Below are 3844 nucleotides of genomic sequence, written 5' to 3'. Positions count from 1 at the left end.
GAGGAGGCGGGGCTGAGCCCGGTCACTCGATGACGAGTTCGACCGGGATGTTGCCCCGGGTGGCGTGGGAGTACGGGCAGACCTGGTGGGCCTGCTCGACCAGCTTGCGGCCGGTGGCCTCGTCGACGGAGCCGGGCAGCTCGATGCGCAGGGTGACGGCGAGCGCGAAGCCCTCGCCCTGCTTGCCGATGCCGACCTCGCCGGTGACCGCGGCGTCGCTGACGTCCACCTCGGCCCGGCGGCCGACGAGACCGAGGGCGCCGGCGAAGCAGGCGGCGTAGCCGGCGGCGAACAGCTGCTCGGGGTTGGTGCCCTGCCCGTCGCCGCCCATCTCCACCGGGAGGGCCAGCTGCAGGTCGAGGCGGCCGTCGGAGCTGACGGCGCGGCCCTCGCGACCGTGGGTGGCGGTGGCGACGGCGGTGTAGAGCGCGTCCATGGAAACCATCCCTCTCGTGGAGTCGTGTCGCTGCCTGAACCCAGTAGAGCACACAACTAAATTGCACGCAATTAAATAGTGCGCCAGAGCTACCCTGGCGGTATGACTACCGAGGTTCCGCAGGGCGCCGCCGCGCAGGACGCGGAATGGCTGCGCCTGGACCGCCAGATCTGCTTCTCGCTGCACGCCGCCTCGCGCGCCTTCAACGGCGTCTACCGCGTGGTCCTCAAGGAACTCGGGCTGACCTACCCGCAGTACCTGGTGATGCTGGTCCTGTGGGAGCGCGGCGAGACCCCCGTGAAGAAACTCGGCGAACACCTGCGCCTCGACTCCGGCACCCTGTCCCCGCTGCTCAAGCGCCTGGAAGCGGCCGGCCTGGTACGCCGTGAACGCAGCACGCGCGACGAGCGTTCAGTGGTGGTACGCCCGACCGGGCAGGGCACGGCACTGCGCGCCCGCGCGCTGCGGATACCCCGCCGCGTCCTGTCGGCCACCGGCCTCACCCCCGAGGAGATCCACGAGCTCCACACCCGCCTCGACCGCCTCACGACGGCTCTCGACGCGGCCGCCCTGGAGGAGACACCGGACTGCGAGTGACATGCGGCACACCCACCACCGCGGTACTGTCTCCCGGCCGACTGTGGCGCTCGGCGAAATCGATCGGGCCGAACGGGGAACCCGAGTTCGCGTCTCACCGTCTTCCGCACGGGACACCGATGTCCCTCTTAAGCGGAGATTACCGACCACACCTACTATTCCCGGCCGTGGATTCCATGCACCCGCACCCGCAACAGATCCCCCACGTCAGCGTCGTCGTGATCGGCTACAACGACGTCGCCCACATAGCCGACGCCGTGCGCTCGGCACTCGCGCAGGGACCCGCCGTCGGTGAGGTCGTCGCCGTCGACGACTGCTCGACGGACGGCACCTTCGAGCTGCTCGGCCGCCTCGCCGCATCCGAACCGAGAGTGCGGGTCGTCCGGCGCGAGGAGAACAGCGGTGGCTGCGGCACCCCGCGCAACACCGGCCTCGACGCGGTGACGTCGCCGTACGTGATGTTCCTCGACAGCGACGACGTGCTGCCGCCGGGCGCCGTGGACGCGCTGCTCGGCGCGGCCCGGGAGGAGCGCGCCGAGGTCGCGAGCGGCCTGTGCGTGCGCCGTGAGCTGCCCTCCGGGCGCGAAGTGCCGTGGCAGGGGCGGCTCTACAAGGAGGAGGCCGTCCTCACGCACCCCGCCCAGCTTCCGCGCCTCGTGCACGACACCCTGTGCGTCAACAAGCTGTACCGCACCGACTTCCTGCGCGAGCACGCCGTCCGCTTCCCCGAGGGCCACTTCCGCTACGAGGACTTCGTGTTCACCGCGCGCGTGCTGGCCGCCAAACCGCGCATCGCCCTCGTCCCGGACCGGGTGTACGTGTGGAACGTGCGCCGGTCCGCCGCGAATCTGTCGATCTCGCTGGACCGCGCGACCATCGACAACTGGCGGGAGCGCATCGAGGCGAGCCGGGCGGCGTACGAGGTCCTGCTGAACGCCGGCCAGAAGGAGCTCGCGCGGGCCGCGCGCGCCAAGTTCCTCGACCACGAGCTGCGCATGTACGCGCGCGAGCTGGGCCTGCGCGACGCGGAATACCGGCGCGCGTGGTGGACGCACGCCCGCGCGTACCTCGGCGAGTACGACGCGGCCGACTGGGCGGTCAACCCGACGTCCCCCGGCCGCCTCCTCGGACGGGTGATTCTGGCCTCGCCCGAACCGCGCGACCTGGCGCGCCTGAAGGAGCTCGCCGCCCGCCCGACCCGGTTGTGCCCGCCGTACGCGCGGGACAAGGACGGCACGCCGGTCTGGGCGGAGGATCTGCCCCATATCACGCTGGAGCCCTACCTGACCCGGCCGGTGCACCTCCTGCCCCTCGCCGTGCACGCGGAACTGCGCCCGCACGCGCGTGGCAGCCTGCTGCGGCTGCGCCTGCACGAGCTGTACGGCAGGGTGGCCCCCGCCGGTCCCAGGACCCTGGAGCTTCAGTGGCGGCACCGGGAGACGGACCGCACGGCCTGGCGCACCACCGTCCCCCTCACGCCTGCCACCGCCGGCACCTGGTCGGCCGAGACGGTCGTGGACCTCGCGGGACTCGGCGCCGGCACCTGGGACCTGCAAGTGCGGGTGTGCTTCGCCGACGGCACGAGCCGTGAGATGACGGCGCACGCCCGCGCGGGCGCCGGTCTGCTGCGCCGCCGTGTCGTGCCGAGCGTGCGGTACGGCGTCCTGCTGGTCCAGCCCTACTCCACGCACTCCGGCGCGCTCTCCCTGCGCCTGGCGGCCGGGCTCAGCGGGGTCACGTCGGTACTCCGTGGCAGGCTCCGCCGTCTGTTTCACTGAGGACGGACCGGACCCGAGGCCCCCGGCCGCGCTCGCACTCGCAAGGACGACCAGGGCCGATTGACGAGGAGGAGCCCGTACATGACATGGCTGATCACCGGAGGTGCCGGCTACATCGGAGCGCACGTCGTCCGTGCGATGACGGAAGCGGGTGAGCGGGCCGTGGTGTACGACGACCTGTCCACCGGCATCGCCGAGCGCATCCCGCGGGGGGTTCCGCTGGTGGTGGGCTCCACCCTGGACGCCGGCCGGGTGGCGCGCGCCCTCGCCGAGCACGAGGTGACCGGGGTCGTCCACCTGGCCGCCAAGAAGCAGGTGGGCGAGTCGGTGGACCGGCCGCTGTACTACTACCGGGAGAACGTCGAGGGCCTGCGGGTCCTGCTGGAGGCCGTGACGGCTGCCGGGATCGGGGCGTTCGTGTTCTCCTCCTCGGCGGCCGTGTACGGCATGCCGGACGTGGACCTGGTCACGGAGGAGACGCCCTGCGTGCCCATGTCGCCGTACGGCGAGACCAAGCTGGCCGGCGAGTGGCTGGTCCGCGCCACGGGCCGGGCGACGGGCATGGCCACGGCGTCCCTGCGGTACTTCAACGTGGCGGGCGCGGCGGGCCCGGAGCTGGCCGACGCCGGTGCGTCCAACCTGATCCCCATGGTCTTCGAGCGGCTGACCGAGAACGCGCCCCCGCGCATCTTCGGCGACGACTACCCCACGCCGGACGGCACCTGCATCCGTGACTACATCCACGTCGTGGACCTCGCGGAGGCCCACGTGACCACGGCCCGCGCCCTGCTCTCCTCCCCGGGCCTGGACCTCACCCTGAACATCGGCCGCGGCGAGGGCGTCTCGGTCCGCGAGATGATCGACACGATCAACGCCGTCACCGGCCACGACAGCCCCCCGACGGTCACCCCGCGCCGTCCCGGCGACCCCGCCCGCGTCGTCGCCTCCGCCGACCGCATCGCCACGGAACTCGGCTGGAAGGCCAAGCACGACATCCAGGACATGATCACCTCGGCCTGGCAGGGCTGGATCC

The 3844-nt window shown here is 72.0% G+C and carries 4 protein-coding genes; 3 read left to right on the top strand and 1 reads right to left on the bottom strand.

Annotated elements, in window-relative coordinates; all coding sequences use genetic code 11:
• Nucleotides 1-22: 22 nt before the first annotated feature.
• Nucleotides 23-436 (bottom strand): organic hydroperoxide resistance protein, encoded by a 414-nt coding sequence (locus C1I97_RS33030; protein WP_111006708.1) that lies wholly within the window; start codon nt 434-436, stop codon nt 23-25.
• 102 nt (nt 437-538) lie between these two features.
• Here C1I97_RS33030 and C1I97_RS33025 point away from each other — a divergent pair, with 102 nt between their 5' ends.
• The 3 genes from C1I97_RS33025 to galE all read left to right on the top strand — a co-directional run.
• Nucleotides 539-1033, top strand: coding sequence for a MarR family winged helix-turn-helix transcriptional regulator (locus tag C1I97_RS33025; protein WP_111006707.1), 495 nt, complete (start codon nt 539-541; stop codon nt 1031-1033).
• Between the two features lie 176 nt (nt 1034-1209).
• On the top strand, nt 1210-2811 hold the full coding sequence (locus tag C1I97_RS33020; protein ID WP_181447018.1) for a glycosyltransferase family 2 protein: 1602 nt from the start codon (nt 1210-1212) through the stop codon (nt 2809-2811).
• Between the two features lie 81 nt (nt 2812-2892).
• A partial coding sequence (gene galE, locus C1I97_RS33015) for a UDP-glucose 4-epimerase GalE (protein ID WP_111006706.1) occupies nt 2893-3844 on the top strand: 952 nt, incomplete at its 3' end.

Source organism: Streptomyces sp. NTH33 (assembly GCF_003236365.1).
Taxonomy (GTDB): Bacteria; Actinomycetota; Actinomycetes; order Streptomycetales; family Streptomycetaceae; genus Streptomyces.
This window is presented reverse-complemented; position numbering and strand designations above follow the sequence as displayed.